This window comes from Burkholderia sp. Leaf177 (genome assembly GCF_001424345.1).
In the GTDB taxonomy this organism is placed as follows: Bacteria; Pseudomonadota; Gammaproteobacteria; order Burkholderiales; family Burkholderiaceae; genus Caballeronia.
Map to the genome: position 1 here is coordinate 275,973 of NZ_LMPF01000002.1, position 23,691 is coordinate 299,663.

The following is a 23,691-nucleotide window of genomic DNA, read 5'->3' on the forward strand; positions in this document are numbered from 1 at the left end:
CTTCACGGCACCGCGACTCTTGCCATGATCTGCGCGATCAAACCTTCCGCGAGTTCCTGGCGGCGTAGTTCGTAGATGGGCGTGAAGAACACCCTGTGTCCGAGCGCCGGCAACAGCACGGCGTGAACGTCCTCCGGTATCAGATGCGTGCGGCCGGCAAGCCATGCGATCACACGGGCGGCGCGAAGCAGCGCGCTCATGCCGCGCGGACTTGCGCCTACGAGAATGAGCCGCTGCATATCGACACCTTCGAGCGCGATATCGAATTGCTGCGGGTTCTCGGTTGCCTGCCAGATGTCGAGCACGTATCGCTCGATGGTCGGACTTGCACTCACGCTGCGCTGGATGGTCGCGCCGATGCTGTTCAGCTCTTCCCATCGGACCACGCCCGGCGTGACTTGCTCGAGTAACGCATCGACGTCGTGAAAGACCGGATCGAACACCAGCGCGCGGCGTACCTCGGCATCCGATGGCGTCGGCATGTTCAGCTCGAAGAGAAAGCGATCGCGTGCCGCCGATGCCAGCTCGAACGTTTCTTCCCGTTCGACCTTGTTGCGATCGGCGAACACGATCATGTGCGGAAAATGATATTCCCGGTCGAAAGCCGAGACGGAGCGCTCGGCCATTGCGCGCAGCAAGAGCGATTGCACTTGCGGCCTGGCGCGGTTGATCTCGTTGAAGAAGAACGTAGTGAGTCTTTCGCCGTGCCGCAGCAAAGGACCCGGATCGATACGCGGTTTGCCCTCGGCATCCACATACGTGTGATAGATCAGGTCGCCCGGCATCATGTCGATGGTGCCTTCCACGCGCCCGAAGTCGCCGCCGATCGCCCGGGAAAATGCGCGCAGCACGGTGGTTTTCCCAACCCCGACACCGCCCTCCAGCAACACATGTCCGCGCGCAAACAGCGCCACGTTGATGAGCCGAACAGTTTCGTGCTGACCGATCACCGCCTTCGTCACGCTCTGTTCGACGCGCAACGCACTCTCGCGCCAGTCCTGAAGCTGCTCTTCAAATGCCATCGATCGGGTCTCCTGTTGCACAGCGGCACTGTGCCGGAATCAACGCGCCGATCAGGCCATGCATAAGTCGTACCGGGCAATACATACTGAGGTTACGAAGCAATCTGGAGGACTGACGAATCGCGGCCGGGAAACACATTGTCACCGTCCGCGATACACCTTGTGCCTGCGTCGCCGAGATAAGAACCGCACTGCAGCAACGCGGGTTGGGCACATGGGATGCTGAACAATAAAGGCGATGCAGCGCCGGACAGCGCCGCGCAAACTCGATAAACCTGGGAGGTCATCATGAAGAGCATGATCGTGGCAGCGTGCCTGCTTGCGAGTATCGGCGGCACGAGTGCTTATGCGCAAAACAGCGGAAACAAGACCACAAATGGAAATGCGACCGCCGCGCCGGGAAATCCCGCGAGCGCGGGAGAATCGATGGCCCAGCCGGCGAGCGCAGGCATGAGCACATCGGGTAATCAGGGGACGCTGATGCAGCAACGGCAAAAAGCGATGTCGCCTCAAGGGGCGTCGGGTGGCGCTGCGACCGGGACAATGAAGCAGTAGGATGCGCGGCGCAGCAAAATTATTCCGCGCTTATATCAAGCTTCAGGCGCCAGGCAGTTTCGGCTTTCGCGCGGTACATGGAGAAACCTTTGGCGGCTTCGCGCTCAATGCATGTGTCGATGACATCATTAGAAACCGTGTTGAAGTCGAAGAGGCCGAAGTGATGCGCAATCAACGCACTGCTGCCGCTTTCCTTTGCGAGTGCAATGGCTTCGTCCAGCGTGAAGTTGCCGGGCACGCCGTTGCCGCTGCGCTCGGCGTCGCGGCCATTCACGGGAAGCATCGCGACGTGCGGCTTCATAGCCGCCACGGTTTCTGCAAGTCCTGCATAAGGCACGCAATCGCCCGAATGATACAAGCGTATGCCGCTCGCTTCGACGACATATCCTAGCCACGGAAAACGCCCTTCGTCGTCCATATCCAGCGACTCGTGCGCCGAAGGAACCGGTGACACGAAACAGCCAGGAAAAACCTCGATGCGCTCACCGGCATTCACCGGAAACAGCCGTTCTACGCCGACGCCGCATCGCTTGATTGCTTCGTCCGTGACCGCTGCGGGAACAACGAACCTGAGATCGGGAAATCGTTGCGCAAGCGGTTGAAGCGTCCCCGGATCCATATGATCCGTGTGCCTGTGCGTACACAGCACGAGGTCGAGACGGTCCAGTTCGCCGGGCAAGACGGGTGCCTCCATCATCCGCATATGCGGGAACTTCGTACCCTTGTATTTTTCCGCGAGCGAGTCGGACAGATACGGATCGATCAACATCCTGAACTCGCGCCACTCGATCACAAACCCCGCTTGCCCGAGCCAATACAACACGACTTCCTCATTGCGAGGCGCGGCGGCCGAATCGGTCAGCCGCTCGCGCAAGGACGCGGAAAAACGCTCGTCCTGCAGCGACAGATCACCAGCAGACATAACCGCCATCGGCGAGAACGATTGATCCCGTCATGAGACTCGATGCGTCGCTTGCGAGAAACAGGATCACGGACGCGACTTCGTCCATGCGTCCGAGCCGGTTCATCGGCGTGCCGCCAACCCATTTGTCGAACATCTCCTTGTTCTCGTACACGTAAGTGTTCATCTCGGTATCGATATACGTCGGCGCAACGGCATTCACGCGCACGCCTCGCGCGCCCCACTCGGCCGCGAGCGACTTCGTCAGGTGATGCACGCCGGCCTTGGACGCGTTGTAGTTCGCCTGCTCCTGCGGCCGGTTCACGATAAATCCCGACATCGATCCCACGTTCACGATGCTTCCCGTGCCGTGTTCGAGCATGCCTTTACCGAACGCGCGGCAGGCCCAGAACACGCCGTTGAGATTGACATCGATAACCTTGTTCCAGATCGCATCGGTCATGGTCTCGGCGGGATGATTCGAGATCGCGATGCCCGCGTTGTTCACCAGCACGTCAACGCGGCCATGACGCGCGACAACCGCGTCGTTCACGCGCTGCGCCGCGGTCGAGTCGGTGACATCGAGCAATTCGGTTTCAACGCGATGCCCCTTCGCCGCGAGATCCGCCGCGGCTTTGTCGAGCAATTCCGCGTTCATATCCGTGAGAACCACGAGCGCGCCCGCTTCCGCGAGCGCCTCGGCCGTTGCAAATCCGATACCGCGTGCAGCGCCCGTGACCACGGCAATCTTGCCGTCGAGCTTGAACTTGTCGAGATACATGCCTGGGTTTTCCTTAAGCTTATTTGGCGGGCACGGGTTTTCCCGCTTGCGCCGCAATGCGGCTGATTTCATCGAAGCCGGGACCGCTTACCGGAATGTCGACGTGGAACACTTCCGCGATCACGCGCGTCCATCCGTAAATGAAGTAGGTCCAGCCGTCCTCTATTTGAAGCTTACGCGTGCTTTCCTGCGCGCGTGCCTGATCGAGGAAAATCAGGTCGCCACGATAATTCAGGTCCCACACAACCGCGCGTTCCGGAAACACGGCAGCGTTGCTCAACGGCGAACCCGGCGCATCCTTGCCCAGACCCGTGGCGTTGATGACGAGCGCGCCCGGCAACAAACGCGCGAGTACGGCGTCGTTGTCTTCCGGCTTCGGCGCGACGACATATTCGCACGGTACATCGAATTTCAGTTCGCGATGAATGCGCTCGATCTCCTCCAACCTACTCGCCGAGCGGTTCGATACGATCACCTTCGACGGCCGGTTCGCGCCGCGTTCCTTCTGCATCAGATGCCAGGTCAGCGCGATGGTCGAGCCGCCCGCGCCCATTGAAAAGACTTCCGCGCCGGTATCGGCAAAATGATTCGCAGGCAGGAATCCATCCAGCGATAAACCCGATGTGATCGGATCCTTAGCATGACAAATGAATTTTCCATTCTGCTTTGAGAGGCAACTTGTCTCGCCCATGACCTTGGCGGTTGGATCGATGACATCGAAAAGATCCTTGCACGCCGCGTACAGGTCGATCTTGTGCGTGGTCACGAGCGCGCCGACCGACAACGGATCGTGCTTCAGGAATTCAACCGCCTCGCGATACGCCTCGGGCGCCGCGTGCGGCTGAAAATCGATGCCTTTGATCTCCACATTGCCGAGACCGAAATGCTTCGCCCATTCGGGAAACACACGCATGATGGAACTTTGCGCCGTCGTCACGCCGATGAAGTAGAACGTGGGACGGTTTGCCGCCTGATACTTCGTGGAAGCGTTCATCGCGTCGCTCCTTCGGCTGCCAACGCACCGCGCGCAAGCAAGGCTTCGATCTCCTCCTGCGTGCGCTCCTTGTATTCGGGGTTCGGCACGCTGCGCCAGGACCCCGCGCCGTCATCGACGATCCGCAGTTTCATGCCATTCGATTGCTCGATGATCGCGTAATCCTGACCCGAATCCGCCGGATAGCAAAACAGCATCACGAAGTCTTCCTGGCCCAGATTCACCGATCGATGAATCCAGCGCGGCGGCACATAACACGCCGTATTCGCCTTGATCTCGACCACGCGTGTATCGCCCGATGGTGACTCCATCAACATCACGCCGTATCCCTTCAATCCGAAATAAAGCTCGGGCCTGTCGATGGCCGCGTGGATGTGGCCGCGCGTCATGAAAAATTCGTCGCCGACCTTGCCCGGGCTCATGCGCGTGACGCCGGTAATCAGGTCGCCAGGATTGCTGTTTGGCTTGTGATCGGTGACTTCATAGACAACCTCGTCGCTGCGCGTAGCAGCAAGCGCGTCGAAGGCGGCGCTGTCGGCATAAAGCCCGCCCAGGTCGCGCAAGAACTTCCGGTAGCGCGAGCCGGTGCCGTTCATCAGGCCCGACTGCAAGTCGACATCGAAGGAACGTGGTTCAGGCCATTGCATCGGGTCCATCTCCTGGAAAGTGCAAGTCGCTTCACTGAACGATACAAAGCAAAGCGAACGTTAGTTTTAATAATGATAGCTTTAAGTTAAATGCAAAACATCAGGGTTTTCCCCGCCGTTTCGATCCTGTTTTTCTCGTTAATGATAGCTATACTATCGTTCAAGGTATGCGGAGACAACGTTATTTCCGCTCAACTGTTTAAGCAATACACCGCTGTACAAACATGTTTCGCCACCGCTGGAGAATTCGATGCAAGACAAGCAGCCCTCTGAACGCACTCAGCCCAATGCCGCGGTTGCGGCGCTGCGCGAAGCGCTCGGAGCCGACGTGGTCAGCCTTCCTGATGAATTCGCGGGTCGCAAGAATTCGGATTCGAGCCGCATGCCTTGCGATGAACCGCTTGCGCTGATCCGCCCGCGCACGACCGAACACGTCGCGACGGCACTGCGGATCTGCCACGAACACAAGCAGGCGGTCGTCACGCAAGGCGGACTGACGGGTCTTGCCGGCGGCGCGTGCATGCTCGGCGGTGAGGTGGCGTTAAGCCTGGAGTTGATGAACGGCGTTGAGTCCATCGATGAAATCGGCGCCGCCATGACGGTCTGGTGCGGCACGCCGCTGCAGGTCGTGCAGGAAGCCGCCGACGCAGCCGGTTTCATGTTTCCGCTGGACCTGGGCGCACGCGGAAGCTGCACGATCGGCGGCAATCTTGCGACGAACGCCGGCGGAAACCGCGTGATCAAGTACGGAATGATGCGGGACCAGGTGCTGGACATAGAAGCCGTGCTCGCCGATGGCAGCATCGTCGGCGGCCTGCGCAAGATGATCAAGAACAACACCGGTTACGACCTGCGCAATTTGCTGATCGGAAGCGAAGGAACGCTCGGCGTCATCACGCGCGCCGTGCTGCGTCTGAGGCCCAAGCCGCGAGCGGTATCGACGGCATGGTGCGGATTGCCGGACTACGACGCGGTCACCACGTTGCTGCGCCGCGCTCAGGAAGGTCTGCCCGCGGGCGTGTCGGCGTTCGAAGTCATGTGGCCGGGTTATTACGACTTCGTGTTGTCGCGCCTGCCGGAATTGCGCGCGCCGCTGGAAGGCAAGCACGCGTATTACGTGCTGCTCGAAAGCAGCGGCGCGGATCCCCAACGGCAAGCGGACGCGTTCGAGGATTTCTTGGCGGAGATGCTTGAAGAAGGCCTTATCACGGACGCCGCCCTCGCCTCGTCCGAGTCGGATGCCGCCGCGTTCTGGGCCATTCGCGATGCCCCCGGCGAGTATCAGCGACTGATTCCCGGCCGCGTTTCCTTCGACGTGAGTTTCCCCATTACCGACGTCGGCCGCGCCGCGCACGAATGCGACAAGCAGCTTCGCGAGCGCTGGCCCAACGCCACGATCCTGATCTACGGACATCTCGGCGATGGCAATTTGCACATCGTCGTGCAGGAACCCGACTGGCCGCCGACCACCGCGCCGCAAGTGCAGGAAGTCGTCTACGGCGTGACCGGCGCAATGGGCGGATCGGTATCGGCGGAACACGGCATCGGCACGAAAAAACTGAAGGTGCTCGCGTTATCGAGGACACCGGCTGAACTGGCCGCCATGCGCGCCGTGAAAGCCGCGCTCGATCCGCTGAACATCTTGAACCCGGGCAAGTTGTTGTTGAACATCGTTTAAAACCGCCAAACCCTAACAAAAGGAGGAGACATGACGCGGTTCGTGAAGAAGGTGATGTGTGGTGTGGCGCTGGCAGTCGCAGGTGTGATCGCGGCATCCCCGGCAATGGCAGCCGACAAGATGAAAGTGGGCATTTCCATGAAGGTGCTCAACGCGCCGTACTTTTCGGCCGCGATGGAATCGGCCAAGGCGCGCGCGGCCGAACTCGGCAACGACGTGATTACCGCCGACGCACAAGGCAAGATGGGCAAGCAGATCTCCGACGTGGAAGACATGCTCACGCGCGGCATCAAGGTGCTGATCATCGATCCGGCTGATCCGAAGGGTCTCGTCAACGTGGTCAACACGGCGACCGCGGCCGGCGTGAAGGTTGTCGTTATCGACAGTACGCTCGATCCGAAAGCGAATTACTTGACGCTCGTGCAATCGTCGAATCGCGAGAACGGTGCGCTGGTCGGCTCGTGGGTCGTCGATACCCTGGGCGACAAGCCGCTGAAGATCGCGTTGATCTCGGGCGAGAAAGGCAATCCGGTCGGCAAGGAACGTCGCGATGGCGTGATCGAGGGGATCGTGGAAGCGCAGCTCGCGAAGACCGGCAAGGTCAACTTGCAGATCGTGGGACAAGGCTGGGGCAACTGGTCCGACGAAGGCGGCCTGAAGGCGATGGAAGATCTGCTCGTCGCGAACAAGGACATCAACATGGTGCTCGGCGAAAACGACAGCATGGTGCTGGGTGCACGCCGCGCGATCGAAAGTGCGAACCGTACCGGCATCACGCTCGTGGCCGCCGCCGACGGCCAGAAAGAAGCGCTCAACCTGATCAAGCAAGGCAAGTACGGCGTAACCGCGCTGAACGACCCGGCGCTGGTCGCGCGCACCGCGGTCGATATCGGCGTGAAGGCGGCGAAGGGCGAAGCCACCAGCGTGCCGAAGATTTCGTACACGCCGTCCGCCGCGATCTCCAAGAGCAACGTAGACAAGTACTACAACCCCAAGGCGATTTTCTAAAGCCCGCGGGACCATGCAAGCGCGCCGGTTCGTCCGGTGCGCCTCGCATTCCGGAGACACGTTCATATGATTCCCTTTATAGCGCTCGACGGCGTCGACAAACGCTTCGGCGGCATTCATGCCATCGAGGGCGTCGACTTCGACGTGATGAGCGGCGAAGTCCACGCGCTGGTCGGCGAGAACGGCGCGGGCAAATCCACCTTGATGCGCATTATCGGCGGCGGTCATCAGCCGGATTCCGGCACGATCAAGGTCGAAGGACGCGAGATGTCCTTCCGCAACCCGCACGCTGCAATGGAAGAAGGCATTGCGGTGATCCATCAGGAAACGGCTTTGGCGCCGGATCTTTCGGTGGCGGAAAACGTATTTCTGGGCGCGTTGCCGGCGGTGATCGACTGGGGATCGCTGCGCAAGAATGCGCGTGCCTTGATTGCGAGTCTCGGCTTCGATATCGATCCGGCAGCGCTCGTCGGCGATCTCTCGACGGCGCAATGCCAGGTGATCGAAATTGCGAAGGCGCTGAGCCGTCAGGTGAAGCTCCTCGTACTCGATGAACCCACGGCCGCCCTCGCGCCATCGGACGCGAACAAGCTGCTCGAGATCGTGCGCGAGTTGCGTTCGCGCGGCGTGGGCATCGTCTATATCTCGCACCGGCTGGAAGAAGTTTTTGCGATCGCGGACCGCATCACCGTATTGAAAGACGGCAAGCGCGTGGACACCATCAAGCCCGCCGATGTCACCATGGACGGCCTCATCCGCAAGATGGTCGGCCGCCCTCTTTCCGTGCTGTTTCCAGAACGTCACGCAACGCTCGGCGCCGAGGTGCTGAAGGTCACCGGCCTGATGCGCGGCCACGCCGTGCGCAACGTGTCGTTCACGCTGCGCGCCGGCGAAGTGGTCGGTCTGGGCGGCTTGATCGGCTCGGGACGCACCGAAGTCGCGCGCCTGATCTTCGGCGCCGACACGCGGGATTCCGGCACTATCGAATTGAATCAGAAGGTCATGTCGATCCGCTCGCCGATGGCCGCGGTCAAGGCCGGTATCGGCTTCGTGCCGGAGGACCGCAAGGGCCAGGGCGCGGTTTTATCGATGCCGATTCGCGTCAACGCCACACTCGCCGCGCTGAAATCTGTAAGCAGTCCGGGCGGCTTCCTGGCGTTCGGCCGCGAGCGCGCGTTCGTGCAAAAGCTGATGGAACAACTGCGTATCAAGGCGCGTTCCATGGACGCGGATGTCTCCACGCTGTCGGGCGGCAACCAGCAAAAGGTCGTGCTCGCGAAGTGGTTCCACGCGGACGGCGATCTCATCATCCTCGACGAACCCACGCGAGGTGTGGACGTCGGCGCGAAGGTCGAGATCTATACGCTCATCAACCAGCTTGCCGAACGCGGCAAGGCGGTGCTCGTGATTTCATCCGAGCATCAGGAACTCATGGGCTTGTGCGACCGGATCCTCGTGATGGGCGAAGGCGAGATTCGCGGCGAACTGCAACCCGCCGATTTCAGCGAAGAACAGATCCTTTCGCTCTCGTTGCGCCGCGCGCCGGATGACGTGTCCGATCGAGCGCTGGCCACGCTCACTCATTAAATGCATTGTGAATAACCCGGAGACTCGCATCATGAATCCCAGCGCCGTCACCCCGAAAACGCATCAGGCGAGCTCGGCACAGGCCCACGCAAAACAATGGTGGTCCGTCGCGCGCCGCTTCAACACGGTCGCCATCCTGATTGTGCTCGTGATCGCGGCATCGTTTGTATCGAGCGACTTTTTCTCCATACCGAACCTGTCGAATATTTCGCGGCAGGTGGCGGGCGTCGGCATCATGTCGGTCGGTATGCTGCTGGTCGTGCTGACGGGCGGTATCGACTTGTCGGTGGGATCGATCGCGGCGCTCGGCAGCGTGTTGTCGGCGTTGCTGATTCCACAATACGGGCTGACGGTCGCCCTGCTCGCCACGCTCGTGGTCGGCGGATTCTGCGGTTTCATATCGGGCGCGCTGATCGCGTGGTTCCGTCTGACGCCGTTCGTGGTCACGCTCGCCATGATGACCGTTGCGCGCGGCGTTGCCATGATCGTGTCGAACGGTTCGCCCATTCTCGTCGATGACCCCGGTCAGGCCCTGCTCGACTTCGGCCGTCATTCGTACTTCGGCATTCCGGGTCCGACGCTCGTGATGCTGATCGTGTTCGTGATCGGCGGCATTGCGCTGAACCGGTTGCGCGCGGGCCGCGTGGTTCGGGCGATCGGATCGAACGAGGAAGCCGTGCGGCTCTCCGGCGTGCCGGTCGCGCGCCATGTGCTCGGCACGTATGTCAGCTCGGGATTGCTCGCGGCGCTGGCCGGGATTATCTCGACATCGCGTGCGGGCGTCGGCGCGCCGACCGTTGGCGTGGGCGACGAACTCACCGTGATCGCGGCGGTGGTGATCGGCGGCGCGAGTCTCGCGGGTGGCAAGGGCGGCGCGCTGAACACGCTGATGGGCGTGCTGATTCTCGGCGTGATCGGCAACATCATGAATCTGGCAAGCGTGCCGGGATACCATCAGCAAGTGGTGATGGGCGTGATCATTGTCGCGGCCGTCCTGTCGCAGCGCGGCGCGCGTTTTTGGCGGCGGTGATTGCAGGCACTGCCGTTCCGCTACACTTGGAAAGCTTGGCCATTTGCATGAAGCTCGGGGCGCCGCTTGCGGCGCCCCGTTCATAATGAACGAAGGAATATCGAGTGCCTGATTACAACATCCTCGAACTGATCGACCGCGCGCGACCCAATCTACGCCGTGGCAGCCGGCAAGTGGCCGAGTACATTCTTGCAAACCTCGGTTCCATCTCCGATATCAATCTCGCGGAACTCGCGCGCAACGCGAAGGTGAGCGAGCCGACCGTCCTGCGCTTTTGCGCGTCGCTCGGATGCAGCGGCTTCAAGGACTTCAAGATTCGCGTGGTGCAAAGTCTCGCGCTCGGCGCGCCCGCCACGCATTCGGTGCTGGGCAAGAGCGATGATCCCGAAACCGTCGCGACCAAGATCTTCGACTACACCATCACGAGCCTCGACTGGGCGCGCAAGAAACTAGATTTCGCGGCCGTGGGGCGCGCGGTCGATCTCTTGGCGAAGGCGCGGCGCATCGAGTTCTTTGGCTTTGGCGCATCGGGAATCGTCGCGCTGGACGCGCAGCAGAAGTTTCCGCTCTTCGGCGTGCCGTGCGTCGCGCATCAGGATTCGCATCAGCAGTTCATTGCGGCATCCATGCTGAAACCTGGCGATGCGGTCGTCGCAATTTCGAATACCGGATCGACGCGGTCGCTGATCGAAGTGGCGAGGACGGCGAAGGAACGCGGCGCGAGCGTGATCGTGATTACAGGCTCGAACAGTCCTCTGACGAGCTTTTCCGACGTCGCGGTGATCGCGGAAACGCTGGAAAACACGGATGTCTATACGCCGACTACTTCACGTCTTGCCGCGCTCGTGATCATCGATATTCTGTCCACGAGCGTCGCGTTGCGCAAAGGCGAAGCGCATACGCTCGAAGTACTGGACATGAAAAAGCGTCTGGCCGACATGCGCTCGACCGGCGTGATTTGATCCGAGCAAATGACTGATGCCGGCTCAGTTTTCGATTGAAAACGTGCCTTCCATCACGTTCACGCATTTCCCGCCGATGCGCACGCGTGGCCGCCCTTCATGAACATCGACGGTGGTGATCAGAATGCTCGGGCGCCCCATGTCCACGCCCTGGCCCGCGCGAAGCGAAAGTTCGGAAACGCCCCGCACGTCGGCGATAAGCGCAACCGCTGCCGCTGTCGCGCTGCCGGTCGCGGGATCTTCGGTCATGCGTGGCGTGAACATGCGCGCTTGAATGTCGGTCGACGTGTCATCGCCGAAATCGCGGGTATAGGCATAAATTGACGTGGCGCCATCGATGGGCAACACCTTCTTGTAGTCCACGAGACTCGGAACGCAGCGACGCAACGCTTCCCTCGACGCAAGCTCGGCCACGACGAACGGCAAGCCTACGGACGCCACTTGCGGCGCGTGGGCATCGGTACGGATATCGCCTGGATCAAGCGATAAACACGCGGCCACGCTTTCCGCCGATAACACCGATGCCCGCGTCAGCCGTTCCGGCACGGTGAGTTCTGCTCCGACCACGCGGCCGCGCTCTTTCATTTGCGTAACCGGCACGAGCCCCGCGCCTTCTTCGAACACGAGCCGATCCGGCAAGGGCGTGCCCTTCGCCGCAGCGCGCGTTGCGAGGACAAATGCCGTGCCGATATTCGGATGTCCCGCGAACGGAATCTCGCGGCTCGGCGTGAAAATGCGCACCCAGGCGGTATTCGCGGCGTCGCGCGGCGGCAAAACAAACGTGGTTTCGCTATAGCCGAATTCGGCGGTGATCGCTTGCATCTGGCTGGTCGAAAGCCCTTCGGCGTCGAGCACGACGGCAAGCGGATTGCCGTGGAATTGTGTATCGGTGAAGACGTCCGCTGTGACATAACGACGGTTCATGGCTCAGGCTCCTGTTGGATAAAACGCAGCCGCGATAAGCCCGCATTGTGGCGGCATTTCCAGGCCATGCACCATGTACAGTTACATCGGCACGCGTTGGGCCAGCCTACGAAAACACCCGGAACACATGAACAGTTCGTGATGTTTTCCGTCTCAAACTCCGCTTGCATATCCACCATCTACCGGCAGCGTCACGCCCGTGATGAACGCCGACGCCGGCGATGCCAGAAACAACGTCGCCCCAACGAGGTCATCGACTTCGCCCCAGCGCTTGAGCGCACTACGCGCCGCGATCTTGTCGGCGCTCGAAGGCACTTCCCAAAGCGCACGCGTCATATCGGTGCGATGGTAGCCCGGCGCAATCGCGTTCACGCGCACGCCCGCCGGCCCGAACGCGTGAGCCAAGGACCGCGTCAAACCGAGAATGCCGGTCTTGCTCGCGCAATACGCGGGCACTTCCACATCGGCGATATAACTCAGCATTGAAGCCACGTTGACAATCGCCCCGTGCGCGCGTTCGAGCATGTCGCGCGATGCCATCGCGAGACGCATGGCGGCAGTCAGGTTCACGTCGATCACTTCACGGAATACATCGTCACGATATTCGTCGGCGGGACGCGCAACGCCCGCGGCATTCACGAGCACATCGAGTTCTGCAAGGCTTCCAACAAACGCCTTGATAGCGTCGTTGTCGCGGACGTCGAGCTGCTCGAAGCGGATGCCCTCGAGCGTCGAGTCCGCGCGCAAGGCGTCCAGCTTTCGCGCGGAGCTTCCCGTCGCGATCACTTCGGCGCCGAGCGCTGCAAAACCTTGCGCGATCGCGAGACCAATCCCGCTCGTCGCGCCCGATACAAGCACCTTCTTTCCATCGAAGAGGCCGGGACGGAACGCCGCTGTTTCCTGACCTTTGAGTTCAGTTGCCATGATGTTTCTCGCGTGAGTTCAGATTGAGGTTTCGAAGCGCGCTCATTGGACTGCGTAACGGTAACGGTCCATCGCTTTCAGTGCGGCAACGACGAGCGCTGCATCGACGGGATATGGTTCGTTGTGGATGATCTCGCCCGCGCGGCACGCACGCTTCGCAACGGTTTCGAGCGCGGCTTGATCGGTGACGTCCACGTTGATATCGGCGAGCCGCGTCGGCAATCCGACAGCACGGCAGAACCTGAAAACGCGCTGACGCTCGTCATCCGGCACCGCCGATAAAAACAGCGAAGCCAGCACGCCAATCGCGACCTTCTCGCCGTGCAACAAGCCATGCGATGAAGGCAGATCAGCCAGACCATGATGAATCGCGTGCGCCGCCGCGACGCCGCCCGACTCGAAGCCCACGCCCGAGAGCAACACGGTCGCCTCCAGCGTGGCATCGAAATCCGGCGTGACGATCTGCGCGCGGCAATCGTCCACGGCCTGCACGGCGTGCGCGAACAAGGTATCGCGGCAGAGCTTTGCCGCTTCGAACGCGAGCGCCGTTCCGCGTCCGCCGCAAAGGTTGTTCGCGTATGCGCGGCGGCAGGCATCGGCTTCATAGAACGTGGCGAGCGCGTCCCCAATTCCCGCGATGAAAAACCGCACCGGCGCGCACACGATCAGGTTGGTATCGAGCAGCACGAGATCCGGATTGCGGCGTACGAAACGATCGCGCACCACGCGCCCTTCTTCGTCGTAGATCACGGCGAGCGCCGAACACGGCGCATCGGATGCGGCAATGGTCGGCACGCATACGAACGGCAGGCGCAGGTCGTCGGCGGCGGCGCGGCCCGTGTCGACCACCTTGCCGCCACCGAACGACACTACGATGTCCGCCCCGCTTTCGCGAATCCACTCGGCGGCGGCCGCGACCGAACGCTCGGTGCAGGCGGCATCGACGGCGCGCACGACGAGCTTCACGCGCTCCGCCTTCCGTAACGCCGGCTGCAACAGCGCCGCCACGTTGGTATCGACAAGACACGCGGCGTGCGTGCCGAGACGCGCGAGTTCGGCATCGAGGGAATCGAGCGCGCCTGCGCCCTGGACGTATCGCGATGGAAAAATGCTGGTTCGTAGCATGGTCGTGGATCAGGAATTAATGCGCACGCCGAGTGCGGCGGCGAGTTCGTGTTCGGAGAAAACCAGTTCGGCGCCGTCGGGAAACGACCGTGCGGCGTCCGGATGTTCGGGCCACGCCAGCACGCGCATGCCTGCCGCGATGGCCGCACGCGCGCCCGTCGGGCTGTCTTCGACGACGATTGCTTCATCAGGCTCGATGCGCAAAAGCCACGCGGCGCGTTCGTACGGTTCGGGATGCGGTTTGCCGTCGCGCACGTCGTTGGTGCTGATCGAAATGAGTTGCGGATCTTGCAAGTCGAGCGCGCGAAGTCCGGCTTCGAGCAACATGCGCGATGAATTCGATACGATCGCCTGACGAATTCCCGCTGCACGCACCGCACGATAAACGCTCAGCGCGCCGTGTCTGGGGCGCATGTTTATCGCTTCGGAAACGTAGTGGCGCGCGCGTGCCATCGACCAGTCGTCGTAATCGAAATCGACGCCGAAAAGCTCGCGACACAACGTGTGCACTTCGCGCGCGGTCTTGCCGAATATCGATGCATGAAGGTTGTCGTTCGGCTCGATGCCGTGATGTTTCAGGACCGCGACGAGCGTCGCCAGATGCAGCGCTTCGCTGTCCGCGAGCGTGCCGTCCATGTCCCACAAAACTGCCTTGATTGCGTGCGTCATTTGCGTCGTTTGCGTCATGCGTGGGTCTCGGCGAGACGATCGAGGTCGTCGTAGAACTGTTGCGAGCTGGCGTAGAGCCGCTCGAAGATCGGCATCATCCGGTCGTAGGTGTCGGCGGCGCGCGGATCGGGCTGCACTTCGCGCTCGAACTGAACGAAGGCCGCGACGGCGTCGCCAAGACGCGCGAACTGGCCGTGCGCGGTCGCCGCGAGAATCGCGCAGCCCATCACGCCGCATTCCACTTCGGCCGGCACGAGAATGGGCGTCCGATACATGCTCGCCTTGATATCGAGCCACAACGCGGCCTTCGCGCCGCCGCTCGCGGCAACGAGCCGTTCCATGCGCACGCCCGCCGATTCGATCACGCCAATGTGGCGGCGCACGCCGAACGCAACGCCTTCCAGCACGGCCCGATGCAAATGCGCCGTGCCGTGTTTTGCGCCGATGCCAAAAAATTGCGCCCGTGAATTCGAGTGCTCGCCAAGACGCTCGCCGGTGAGATACGGCAGGAAAAAGAGTCCTTCGGAACCGACCGGCGCTTCCGCCGCTTTCTGTGCGACGGCGTCGTAGCTCAAGGCGTTTTCGTGGAAGGCGCGGCGCGCCCAGCGCATCGCGTCGCCGCCTGAATCGAGCAGCATGAAACGTCCCCACAAGCCTTCGGCCGTCGCCACGTTCGATACTTCCGGATGCAGCATGGGGGTATCGGCGATAACGGTGATGATCGACGACGTACCCGTGATGTCCGATCCGAGACCCGGCGCGTACACGCCCGAGCCGAGCACCGACAACGGATAATCCGCGCCGCCGACGAGCACCGGCGTGCCTTCGCGCAAACCAGTCGCTTGCGCGGCCTCGGCGCTCACGCTGCCGAGAATCTCCTGCGGCGCGCGGATAGGCGGGAATTTGGCGATATCGAGGCCGAGTGCATCGAGCATCGGCCTGGACCAGGTCCGCGTTTGCGGGTCCATCAGGAAACTCGTCGATGCGTCGCTCCAGTCCCACGCGCGTTCGCCCGTGAGACGGAAGTTGATGTAGTCCTTCGACATGAAGACGGTCGCCGCGCGCTCGTACGCTTGCGGTTCGTTCTGCTTGAGCCATTGCAGCTTGAAACCGGGCCACGCGGGCGTGGCGGGATTTGCCGTCAGCGGAAGATAAGCGGTCGAGTCGTGTTGCGCCCGGAAGGCTTCGACTTGAGCGAGCGTGCGTTTGTCGTTCCAGAGCGGCGCGGTTTCGCGGGTGAGCTGGCCGTCGGCATCGATCAGAACCGTGCCGTGCATTTGCCCGCACGCGCAGATTGCCGCGATGTTCGCCGCCGCGTCCGGCACGCTTTCGAGGACTTCGCGAATGGCGCCGGCCGCGCCTTGCCACCAATCGGCGGGGCGTTGTTCCGACCAACCGTAACGCGGCACGATTTGCTCATGCTCACGCGCCGCCATGCTGGCTATTTTTCCACGTCCGTTGACCAGGGCAGCGCGAACGCTGCCAGTGCCGACGTCGATGGCAAGGTAATACGTCTCCATGACTCGAGTCCCCAGGTATTGCCTGAACGAGCGAATTCGCGATGCGAAGATCCGCGCCGAGCTTCTAATTAACGTTATCTTGACTACGTTTTGTAGTCGTGTCAATTAGCTGCTGACGCTTGTTCCGCCTTGAAATTGCTGATCGATCAATCCTGAGTCTCGTTTTCGTGCCCTCTATTTCGTTCTTTTCACTAACTTTATTCTCCAGCGATGCGAAAGACCTTTCGCATCGCGTTCAAGCCTGAAATATCAATACAGCACGTTCTTTGCAACCGGCTGATCGATGTTGCCCTTATCGACCATCACCACGCCCGTATCGACAAATTTCGGCGGCGATTTCTTCTCGATCACTTGGACCACCGTTTCAATGCCCTTGTAGCCCATCTGATAAGAACCCTGCACGGCGATAGCCTGAATGGTCCCGTCCTTCACAAAATTCTGCAGATCCTGGTTGCCGTCGAAACCGATCGCCACGACCTTTCCAGCCTTGCCCGACTGCGCCAACGCACGACCCATGCCGACAGCAGTCGGTTCATTTGCACCGAAGATGCCCTTGAGGTCAGGATTGGCGGCGAGTACGTCGGTCGTCTGGTTCAGCGCGTTCGCCATTTGCGATTGCGAGTAGAACGGGCCGACCACGGTCAGCTTCGAATGCGCTTCCAGGTATTTGCGGAATCCGCCGACACGCGCAGCTTCCGACCCCGCGCCCGCCACGTACGACATCAGCGCAATCTTGCCCGTCTGCCCCACCTTCGCGATCAACGCCTGCGCGCAGAGCTCGCCGGCCTTGGCGTTATCGGTGGAAAGGAAAGCCTGGTAGTACTGCTTGCCCGAATCGGCGAGCGCCGAGTCGATGATCACCACGGGAATATGCGCTTCCCACGCCTTCTTCACGGCCGGCACGAGCGCATCCGGATCGGACGCGGCCAGCACGATGCCCGAGACCTTGCGGTTCACCGCGTTCTCGACCATGTTCACTTCGGCCGCTATATCCGATTCAGCCGTCGGCCCCTGGAAGGTCATGGTGTAACCCTTCTGCTTGGCCATCGCCGCAGTCGCGCCCTTGTTGACGTTCTGCCAGTAATTGGAATCGGCGCTCTTCACGATCACCGCAATCTCGCCGCCCGCGGCAAAAGCGGTGCTCGCGGCAACGGCCAGCATGGTGGCAAACATCGCTTTCGTAGTCAGTTTCATGTCTCGCTCCTTTGGTTTTATAAGGCCGCTGCGGCCCGCTTCGCTTCTGCCCCTCGGACGCTTTCACGACAATTCCCGCGTCCGATAAAACTCATCGCCGGTTTCGAATCTGGTCGATCCACACCGTGCCCAGGATCACGAGGCCAATGATGATCTGCTGGATAAAACTCGATACGCCGTTCATGTTCAGGCCATTGCGCAAGATGCCGATCACGAACGCGCCGATCGCCGTGCCCGAGATCGTTCCCACGCCGCCCATGAGCGATGTTCCGCCGATCACCGCGCTGGCGATGGCATCGAGTTCGTACATCACGCCTTCGTTCGGCTGTGCGGTCACGAGCCGCGACATCAGCACGCAGCCTGTCAAACCGGCGAGCGCGCCGGACAGGACATACGTGAACAACTTCACGCGATTCACGTTCACGCCCGACAGCCGCGCCGCTTCCGCATTCGATCCAACCGCGTAGATATGCCGCCCGAGCGATGTCCGGCTGAGCATGATCGAAACCAGCACGGCGAGCACGACCATGATGATCACGGGATACGGAATGCCGGGAAAAACGACATCGGGGAAACCGTCCGAACCCATCCGCACGATACGAAACAGCGACCCGTTGCCGAGTTCCGCGAACGAATCGCCGAGGCCCGACACCGGCCGTGCGCCCGTGATCTGCAACGCAACGCCGCGAGCGACCAGCATCATCCCCAACGTGGCGATAAACGGCGGCAAGCCCATGCGCGTCACGAAGATGCCGTTGAAGGCGCCGCAAACCGCGCCGACGATCACACCGCCGAGCATGCCGATTGGCACCGGAACGCCCGCCTTCACGAGCAACGCCGCGCACACGCCGGAGAGCGCGAGCACCGATCCCACCGACAGATCGATACCCCCGGTGATGATCACGCACGTCGCGCCCAACCCGAGATACGCAATCGACGTCACTTGCAGCGCGACCGTCATGCCGTTGCCGAGCGACATGAACGCGTTGCTCGTCGCGGAAAACACGATCACGAGCATCACCAGACTGCCGAGCGCGGCGAACTTCTGGATCAGGTCGCGGCGTCGTTCACGAGCGCGGGCGCGATCGGCATGAGCGGGATCTGTAGTCATCTCAAGCATGGGTCGTCCGTCCTGATGCGTAGTGCATGATTTCTTCCTGATTGGTCTTGCGGGTCTCGAGCACGCCCGCTATCTCGCCTTCGTGGAACACGGCGACGCGATCGGTCATGCCCATGATTTCGGGCAATTCCGAACTGATTAGGACTACGCCAATTCCCTGCGCGGCCAGCCGGTCCATGAGTTCGTAGATGGCGTATTTCGCGCCGACGTCGATGCCGCGCGTGGGTTCATCGAAGAAAAGAATCTTCGATTCGCGGAACAGCCATTTGCTGATCACCACCTTCTGCTGATTGCCGCCCGAGAGGTTGCGCGTGATCTGGTTCGCGCTCGGCGTGCGGATGCCGAGCGCATCGATATATTTGCGCGCGACCTTGCCTTCTTCCTCGAAACGGATGAACCCGCCCGCACCGGAAACCGCCTCCACGTTCGCGAGCGTGATGTTCTTCGCGACCGTCATTTGCAGCGCAAGCCCGTTGCCTTTACGATCTTCCGAGAGATACGCAATGCCGTTGCGGATGGCATCGATAGGCGAATGAATCGACAGCTTCTCGCCGCCCAGATGGACTTCGCCGCCGTCCACCGGATCGGCGCCGAACACCGCGCGCGCCACTTCCGTGCGTCCCGAACCCATCAAACCCGCAAAGCCCAGAATCTCTCCGCGACGCAATTCGAAACTCACCGGTCCGAAGACTTCGCGGCGCTTCAAGCCATTGACGCTCAAGAGGACATCGGTTGTCGGCTGCGATTTGCGTTCCGGGAACACATCGTCGAGATCGCGCCCGACCATATGCGACACCACCTGGTCGATGGTCGTGGCCGCGAAGTCATCGGTGGAAATCGTGCGGCCATCGCGCAGCACGGTCACGCGGTCCGCGATCTCCGCCAGCTCGTCCAGCCGATGCGAGATGTACACAATGCCCACGCCCGACTTGCGCAACTCCTTGATGATCCGAAACAAATGCACCGTCTCGGATTCGGTGAGCGACGACGTGGGTTCATCCATGATCAGAAGCCGCGCGTTGAGCGACAGCGCCTTCGCGATTTCGATCATCTGCTGTTGCGCGACGGACAACGACCCAACCAGCGTTCGCGGTTTCAACGGCAGGCCGATCCGGTCGAGCGCGGCCTGTGAATCGGCGGCAAGCCGCGCACGATCGATAAATATCCCGCGCTTCGGCTCGCGCGCCAGAAAGATGTTTTCCGCGATCGACAGATGCGGAATCAGGTTCAGCTCCTGATGAATGATCGCGATGCCCGCGGCTTGCGCGTCGAGCGTGGACGCGAAATGCTGCACGCGGCCATCGAGATAGATCTCGCCTTCATCCGGCCGATATTGCCCGCTGACAATTTTCATCAGCGTGGATTTGCCCGCGCCGTTCTCGCCGCAAATGGCGTGCACTTCGCCGGCGCGGACATCGAAGCTGACGTTCTGCAACGCAATTACACCCGGGAAGCGCTTGCCCACGCCATTCAGGCGCAGCAAGGATTCCGCCGGCATGACGGAGCGGGACGAAACGTCCGGTTCGGCCGTCACGGTCATCGCACGGCCCGAGAGACTGATTGGGACGGATGCATCGTTTTTGTCTCCTCGATGTGTGGCAGTTCGTCCAAGTCGATCCTGCAATCAAAGTGGTCAAGCCAATTTAGTGTTTGAAGATCCGGCCTGACCTGTCGCTAATGATAATGGCGTTATGCCTGTACTGGAATCGCGGTATTTACCCTTATATCCAACGACATACGCTCCAAGCGATGCTGGCGCGAATTAAGCGCAATTGGTCAAGCCACCTTACACGTTTTGGTCCGGACATCGCCTGCACCTTCATGACATCTCTCGTAAAACCTGTTGAAACAAGGCGGCTGTATCAATCCATCGCCGATCAGATCAACACGCTTATCCGGCACGGAAGCTTTCAGGCCGGCACCCGTTTGCCGCCGGAACGTGAATTGGCGCAGCAGCTGGGTGTATCGCGTCCGTCGTTGCGCGAGGCCTTGATTGCGCTCGAAATTCGCGGACAAGTCGAAATTCGCATGGGCTCGGGCGTCTACGTGTGCGACGTCGGCAGCGAAACATCGCCTTTGACCGCGATGGGCGAAAGCCCGACCGAGTTGATGCAGGCGCGCGCGGCAATAGAAGGATCGGTGATCGTGCTCGCGTGCACGCGGCTGACGTCCGACGGCACGGCCAGGCTGCAAAAAACGCTCGACGTCATGCGCGAGTTGATCGCGGCTGGCCGTTCGCCTTTGGATCCGGACCGGCAGTTCCATATCACTATCGCGGAAATTGCCGGGAATTCGGTGCTGACGCGTCTCGTAGGCGAATTATTCGATGGCCGCAACGACCCGATTGCGGCAAAAGCCAGCGTGCTTTCGGAGAACATCACCACGTGGGGCGTGGCGTTGTCCGAGCACGAACGCATTCTCAGAACGCTCGAAGCGCGTGATCCAATCGCCGCGCAGGCAGCGATCCGATCGCACCTGAAAGCATCGGAGGAACGATGGGTCGGCGACGCGTGAGTGGTCGCACGTCGTCGAAGCACGTCCCTAACCCTCAGAAAATCATCCCGCCACAGCAATGAATCCGTGTGTCGTTTTTTAGTTTCATGAATGATAACGATTCGCATTCATGTATAATCCGCACGTTTGTCAGGTCTTGTTGTCCAGCTGTAAATCCAGACTCGCAAGTCCAAACATAAACCCACGACAAAAGCACCGTTCCGTTGCCCATCGGATACCTGATGGATGACGGGGCGAAATCACGACCACTTCGCTACTCCGCTCCTTGATGCTTCCAAACAAACAGCAATCGCTTCGCGTCCGGCCCGTGTCCGCTGCCGTGCGTCATGTCTTCCTTCGTGCGGCGATGCCGCTGGCTATCAGTGTTGCAGGAACCGCGTATGCGCAAAGCGCGCCGACCGCGGATTCCGCCGACAAGACCCTTCCCGCAGTCAAAGTCCAGGGCACGGCGGAAGCGCTCCCCGGCGACTTTGCGCCAACATACAGCGGCGGCCAGGTTGCACGCGGCGCGAGTTTTGGCGTCCTGGGCGACCAGAAGATGATCGACGTGCCGTTCAGCATGACCACGTACACCTCGAAGCTGATTGAAGACCAGCAGGCGCGCACGCTCGCCGATGTCCTCGACAACGACCCGTCCGTGCGTTCAAGCCTGGGCTTTGGCAACCAGTCGCAAGTCTTCGTGATCCGCGGCTTCCAGTTGAATGGCGACGACATCTCGCTCAACGGTCTTTACGGCATTACGCCGCGTCAGCTCGTGGCGACAGAAACGCTCGAACGCGTCGATGTCTTCAAGGGCGCAAACGCCTTCCTGGGCGGCGCGTCGCCAACAGGCTCCGCAATCGGCGGCGGCGTGAACCTCGAACTGAAGCGTGCCGACGACAAACCCCTGACGCGCGTCACCGTAGAAGGCACGGCTTCGGGCGAACTCGGAACCCATGTCGATGTGGGCCGCCGCTTCGGCAGCGAAGGACAATTCGGCGTGCGCGTGAACAGCTTCGTGCGCGACGGCGAAACCAGCGTGGACGACGAGCACAGGCGCAGCGAGGCGACGTCTGTCTCGCTGGATTATCGTGGCGACAAATTGCGGCTTTACGGCGACTTCCTGTATCAACGCGAACGCGCAAACGAAGCCCGTCCAACCGTGAACCTGAGCGGCACGGACATCGTGATTCCGGCGGTGCCTTCCGCGACGCACAACTATGCGCAGCCGTGGTCGTTCACCGCGCTCGAAGATACGGTCGGCATAGCGCGGGCGGAATACGACTTCATGCCGGGCTGGACCGCTTACGTGGCCGGCGGCGTGCATCACGCGAACGAGCATGGCGATTATTCGTCGCCGAACTTCAACGGCGATACCGGATTGACGACGGCGTTTCGCCTCGGCGTGCCGCGCAAGACCGATGCATATTCAACCGAAGGCGGCGTTCGCGGACGCTTCAACACCGGTCCTGTTTCGCATTTCGTCACGCTCGGCGGATCGCTTACGAGCATTGAAGACCGTTCGGCTTTCGACTTCTCGAATACGTACAACACGGATCTCTACAACACGCCACAGGTGCCGCGTCCCGGGGCGAGCCCGGTCGGCAATTTCGCCGATCCGTTCGTCACCGACCGCGTGCTGATCCGGAGCGTGGCGGTATCGGATACGCTCGGCTTTTTGAACGATCGCGTGTTGTTCACGCTTGGCGCGCGCCGCCAGGAACTGCATCAGAACAACTACGACACGGGCACCGGCACGCTCACGTCTTCGTACAACGATTCCATCACCACGCCGATTCTCGGGCTCGTGATCAAGCCCTGGCAGAACGTCGCGTTCTTCGCCAATCGCAGCGAAGCGCTGGCGCAGGGACAACCGGCGCCATCGACTGCGGCGAACTTCGGCACGAACCTCGCGCCATCGCGCTCGAAGCAATACGAAGTCGGCGTGAAATACGATACGAACCACTTCGGCTCGACTTTTTCCGCTTACCAGATCGAAGAACCGAGCGCGTACACGAACGGCGACAACATCTTCGCGGCGAACGGGCGCGAACGGCATCGCGGGCTCGAGGCGTCGATCACCGGCGAGCCGTACAAAGGCGTGCGCTTGCTGGCGGGCGCGTCCTATATCCAGGCTGAATTGCTCGACACCGCCGGCGGCCTGACCAACGGCAATCGTCCAACCGGCGTACCGGCGTTCCTGTTCAATCTCGGCGCGGAATACGACCTGCCGATGGTGCCCGGCCTGACGTTCACGGCGCGCTATCTGCACACGGGCAAGCAATATTTCGATGTCGCCAATACGGCATCGATTTCATCGTGGAACCGCTTCGATCTCGGCGCGCGTTACGCGACCAATGTGTTCCACAAGAACACGACCTTCCGGGTCAGCGTCCTGAACGTGGCGAACAAGGCGTACTGGGAATCGGCCGCGACATCGGGTCAAGGGTACTTGACGCAAGGCGCGCCGCGCACGTTCCTGTTCTCTATGACGACAGACTTTTAATGCAGGTTGCAAGCATGTGTTGAATAGCGCCGGTGGAAGATTTCCGCCGGC

The 23,691-nt window shown here is 61.1% G+C and carries 21 protein-coding genes; 8 read left to right on the top strand and 13 right to left on the bottom strand.

From position 1 onward, the window contains the following. Positions 1-2: 2 nt before the first annotated feature. Complete coding sequence (locus ASG35_RS05040; protein WP_056353463.1) at positions 3-1,022, bottom strand: AAA family ATPase; 1,020 nt, start codon at positions 1,020-1,022, stop codon at positions 3-5. Between the two features lie 288 nt (positions 1,023-1,310). Between ASG35_RS05040 and ASG35_RS05045 the strand changes: the two genes are divergently transcribed. Further along, the gene (locus ASG35_RS05045) at positions 1,311-1,577 is read left to right on the top strand and encodes a hypothetical protein (protein WP_056353465.1); all 267 of its coding nucleotides are present in this window, start codon (positions 1,311-1,313) and stop codon (positions 1,575-1,577) included. Positions 1,578-1,596: 19 nt separating this feature from the next. Here the strand turns inward: ASG35_RS05045 and ASG35_RS05050 are convergent, their stop codons facing one another. The 4 genes from ASG35_RS05050 to ASG35_RS05065 are packed head-to-tail and all read right to left on the bottom strand — an operon-like array spanning position 1,597 to position 4,900. Next, positions 1,597-2,499: an MBL fold metallo-hydrolase gene (locus ASG35_RS05050; RefSeq protein WP_056353468.1), complete on the bottom strand. Its 903-nt coding sequence runs from the start codon at positions 2,497-2,499 to the stop codon at positions 1,597-1,599. Beyond that, complete coding sequence (locus ASG35_RS05055) at positions 2,486-3,259, bottom strand: SDR family NAD(P)-dependent oxidoreductase (RefSeq protein WP_056353471.1); 774 nt, start codon at positions 3,257-3,259, stop codon at positions 2,486-2,488. Before ASG35_RS05055 ends, ASG35_RS05050 begins: the two co-directional genes overlap by 14 nt. Before the next feature lie 19 nt (positions 3,260-3,278). Then, the gene (locus ASG35_RS05060) at positions 3,279-4,253 is read right to left on the bottom strand and encodes a shikimate dehydrogenase family protein (RefSeq protein WP_056353474.1); all 975 of its coding nucleotides are present in this window, start codon (positions 4,251-4,253) and stop codon (positions 3,279-3,281) included. After that, positions 4,250-4,900 (bottom strand): glucose-6-phosphate isomerase, encoded by a 651-nt coding sequence (locus tag ASG35_RS05065; RefSeq protein WP_056353828.1) that lies wholly within the window; start codon positions 4,898-4,900, stop codon positions 4,250-4,252. Before ASG35_RS05065 ends, ASG35_RS05060 begins: the two co-directional genes overlap by 4 nt. Positions 4,901-5,150: 250 nt before the next feature. Between ASG35_RS05065 and ASG35_RS05075 the strand changes: the two genes are divergently transcribed. From ASG35_RS05075 to ASG35_RS05095, 5 genes are all read left to right on the top strand, one after another. After that, complete coding sequence (locus ASG35_RS05075) at positions 5,151-6,578, top strand: FAD-binding oxidoreductase (RefSeq protein WP_056353480.1); 1,428 nt, start codon at positions 5,151-5,153, stop codon at positions 6,576-6,578. Between the two features lie 30 nt (positions 6,579-6,608). Next, a complete protein-coding gene (locus ASG35_RS05080; protein WP_156393009.1) occupies positions 6,609-7,586 on the top strand; it encodes a sugar ABC transporter substrate-binding protein in 978 nt (325 codons plus the stop codon). 66 nt (positions 7,587-7,652) lie between these two features. Then, positions 7,653-9,173: a sugar ABC transporter ATP-binding protein gene (locus tag ASG35_RS05085; protein WP_056353483.1), complete on the top strand. Its 1,521-nt coding sequence runs from the start codon at positions 7,653-7,655 to the stop codon at positions 9,171-9,173. A 31-nt stretch (positions 9,174-9,204) separates the two neighbouring features. Then, positions 9,205-10,203 carry an ABC transporter permease gene (locus ASG35_RS05090; RefSeq protein WP_056353486.1) on the top strand — a complete coding sequence of 333 codons (999 nt, stop codon included), beginning with the start codon at positions 9,205-9,207 and terminating at the stop codon, positions 10,201-10,203. A gap of 104 nt (positions 10,204-10,307) precedes the next feature. After that, positions 10,308-11,165, top strand: a complete 858-nt coding sequence (locus tag ASG35_RS05095; RefSeq protein WP_056353489.1) for an SIS domain-containing protein — start codon at positions 10,308-10,310, stop codon at positions 11,163-11,165. 24 nt (positions 11,166-11,189) lie between these two features. Here ASG35_RS05095 and ASG35_RS05100 read toward each other — a convergent pair whose 3' ends face one another. From ASG35_RS05100 to ASG35_RS05135, 8 genes are all read right to left on the bottom strand, one after another. Next, positions 11,190-12,089, bottom strand: coding sequence for a PhzF family phenazine biosynthesis protein (locus ASG35_RS05100; protein WP_056353493.1), 900 nt, complete (start codon positions 12,087-12,089; stop codon positions 11,190-11,192). A gap of 153 nt (positions 12,090-12,242) precedes the next feature. Beyond that, positions 12,243-13,013, bottom strand: a complete 771-nt coding sequence (locus tag ASG35_RS05105) for an SDR family NAD(P)-dependent oxidoreductase (protein WP_056353495.1) — start codon at positions 13,011-13,013, stop codon at positions 12,243-12,245. A 42-nt stretch (positions 13,014-13,055) separates the two neighbouring features. After that, on the bottom strand, positions 13,056-14,138 hold the full coding sequence (locus tag ASG35_RS05110; RefSeq protein ID WP_056353499.1) for a glycerol dehydrogenase: 1,083 nt from the start codon (positions 14,136-14,138) through the stop codon (positions 13,056-13,058). Between the two features lie 9 nt (positions 14,139-14,147). Then, positions 14,148-14,825 carry an HAD family hydrolase gene (locus tag ASG35_RS05115; protein ID WP_235527446.1) on the bottom strand — a complete coding sequence of 226 codons (678 nt, stop codon included), beginning with the start codon at positions 14,823-14,825 and terminating at the stop codon, positions 14,148-14,150. Next, entirely contained in the window at positions 14,822-16,327 is a 1,506-nt protein-coding gene (locus ASG35_RS05120) for a xylulokinase (RefSeq protein WP_056353502.1), read from the bottom strand. The genes ASG35_RS05115 and ASG35_RS05120 overlap by 4 nt, the downstream gene beginning before the upstream one ends. 249 nt (positions 16,328-16,576) lie before the next feature. Continuing rightward, the gene (locus ASG35_RS05125) at positions 16,577-17,521 is read right to left on the bottom strand and encodes an ABC transporter substrate-binding protein (RefSeq protein WP_056353506.1); all 945 of its coding nucleotides are present in this window, start codon (positions 17,519-17,521) and stop codon (positions 16,577-16,579) included. Between the two features lie 91 nt (positions 17,522-17,612). Then, positions 17,613-18,641 carry an ABC transporter permease gene (locus tag ASG35_RS05130; protein ID WP_056353509.1) on the bottom strand — a complete coding sequence of 343 codons (1,029 nt, stop codon included), beginning with the start codon at positions 18,639-18,641 and terminating at the stop codon, positions 17,613-17,615. Beyond that, the gene (locus tag ASG35_RS05135) at positions 18,634-20,181 is read right to left on the bottom strand and encodes a sugar ABC transporter ATP-binding protein (protein WP_056353510.1); all 1,548 of its coding nucleotides are present in this window, start codon (positions 20,179-20,181) and stop codon (positions 18,634-18,636) included. Before ASG35_RS05135 ends, ASG35_RS05130 begins: the two co-directional genes overlap by 8 nt. Before the next feature lie 281 nt (positions 20,182-20,462). Here ASG35_RS05135 and ASG35_RS05140 point away from each other — a divergent pair, with 281 nt between their 5' ends. After that, entirely contained in the window at positions 20,463-21,155 is a 693-nt protein-coding gene (locus ASG35_RS05140; protein ID WP_056353513.1) for a FadR/GntR family transcriptional regulator, read from the top strand. 268 nt (positions 21,156-21,423) lie between these two features. Continuing rightward, positions 21,424-23,640 (top strand): TonB-dependent receptor, encoded by a 2,217-nt coding sequence (locus ASG35_RS05145; RefSeq protein WP_056353517.1) that lies wholly within the window; start codon positions 21,424-21,426, stop codon positions 23,638-23,640. Positions 23,641-23,691 lie beyond the last annotated feature (51 nt).

Bases quoted from the DNA above. Each gene is read 5' to 3' on its own strand.
- ASG35_RS05125 (WP_056353506.1), bottom strand. From the start codon at position 17,521: ATGAAACTGACTACGAAAGCGATGTTTGCCACCATGCTGGCCGTTGCC.
- ASG35_RS05120 (WP_056353502.1), bottom strand. From the start codon at position 16,327: ATGGAGACGTATTACCTTGCCATCGACGTCGGCACTGGCAGCGTTCGC.
- ASG35_RS05085 (WP_056353483.1), top strand. From the start codon at position 7,653: ATGATTCCCTTTATAGCGCTCGACGGCGTCGACAAACGCTTCGGCGGC.
- ASG35_RS05045 (WP_056353465.1), top strand. From the start codon at position 1,311: ATGAAGAGCATGATCGTGGCAGCGTGCCTGCTTGCGAGTATCGGCGGC.
- ASG35_RS05100 (WP_056353493.1), bottom strand. From the start codon at position 12,089: ATGAACCGTCGTTATGTCACAGCGGACGTCTTCACCGATACACAATTC.
- ASG35_RS05075 (WP_056353480.1), top strand. From the start codon at position 5,151: ATGCAAGACAAGCAGCCCTCTGAACGCACTCAGCCCAATGCCGCGGTT.
- ASG35_RS05060 (WP_056353474.1), bottom strand. From the start codon at position 4,253: ATGAACGCTTCCACGAAGTATCAGGCGGCAAACCGTCCCACGTTCTAC.
- ASG35_RS05040 (WP_056353463.1), bottom strand. From the start codon at position 1,022: ATGGCATTTGAAGAGCAGCTTCAGGACTGGCGCGAGAGTGCGTTGCGC.
- ASG35_RS05110 (WP_056353499.1), bottom strand. From the start codon at position 14,138: ATGCTACGAACCAGCATTTTTCCATCGCGATACGTCCAGGGCGCAGGC.
- ASG35_RS05055 (WP_056353471.1), bottom strand. From the start codon at position 3,259: ATGTATCTCGACAAGTTCAAGCTCGACGGCAAGATTGCCGTGGTCACG.
- ASG35_RS05105 (WP_056353495.1), bottom strand. From the start codon at position 13,013: ATGGCAACTGAACTCAAAGGTCAGGAAACAGCGGCGTTCCGTCCCGGC.
- ASG35_RS05090 (WP_056353486.1), top strand. From the start codon at position 9,205: ATGAATCCCAGCGCCGTCACCCCGAAAACGCATCAGGCGAGCTCGGCA.
- ASG35_RS05080 (WP_156393009.1), top strand. From the start codon at position 6,609: ATGACGCGGTTCGTGAAGAAGGTGATGTGTGGTGTGGCGCTGGCAGTC.
- ASG35_RS05065 (WP_056353828.1), bottom strand. From the start codon at position 4,900: ATGCAATGGCCTGAACCACGTTCCTTCGATGTCGACTTGCAGTCGGGC.
- ASG35_RS05145 (WP_056353517.1), top strand. From the start codon at position 21,424: ATGCTTCCAAACAAACAGCAATCGCTTCGCGTCCGGCCCGTGTCCGCT.
- ASG35_RS05140 (WP_056353513.1), top strand. From the start codon at position 20,463: ATGACATCTCTCGTAAAACCTGTTGAAACAAGGCGGCTGTATCAATCC.
- ASG35_RS05050 (WP_056353468.1), bottom strand. From the start codon at position 2,499: ATGTCTGCTGGTGATCTGTCGCTGCAGGACGAGCGTTTTTCCGCGTCC.
- ASG35_RS05115 (WP_235527446.1), bottom strand. From the start codon at position 14,825: ATGACGCAAACGACGCAAATGACGCACGCAATCAAGGCAGTTTTGTGG.
- ASG35_RS05135 (WP_056353510.1), bottom strand. From the start codon at position 20,181: ATGACCGTGACGGCCGAACCGGACGTTTCGTCCCGCTCCGTCATGCCG.
- ASG35_RS05130 (WP_056353509.1), bottom strand. From the start codon at position 18,641: ATGCTTGAGATGACTACAGATCCCGCTCATGCCGATCGCGCCCGCGCT.